This is a genomic window from Arthrobacter sp. 10T425 (genome assembly GCF_056393985.1).
Window position 1 is genome coordinate 1 of record NZ_JBFTGZ010000134.1, and the last position, 366, is coordinate 366.

The 366-nt window shown below is 60.7% G+C and carries 1 protein-coding gene; it reads right to left on the reverse strand.

All coding sequences use genetic code 11. The features are described 5' to 3' along the window. Positions 1-366, reverse strand: a 366-nt coding sequence (locus AC1DDH_RS20870) for a hypothetical protein (protein ID WP_476956278.1), incomplete at both ends; no start/stop codon positions are given.

The window sequence follows — 366 nt, forward strand, 5'->3', positions numbered from 1 at the left end:
CTGCATGGTCAGCAGTTTCCGGGCATCGTCGAGCTGTTCACGAAACCTCGCCCACAGCGCCCCTGCGCTTTCCGCTTGCACCGCAGCCGTTGCAGCTGCATCCACGTTGAAGATTTCTGTCAATATGTCAGCGGTCCGCGAAAGCGCCCCGTAATGATCAAGCAGAAGGGTATGCCTCGCTGCGTCGAATGCCGTGGCCCGAGCGGCTTCGTCGCGCAGCGTGACAAACAACGCTTCGCGCGGCGTAACATCGATGGTTCCACATAACATGGCGACCCTCTCGCCATCAGCGTTGTGGACAGGAGCACCCCAATGGTGGGCAAGGAATACTCTGCCGTCGTCGCGGATGCCTCCCCACTCCAGACC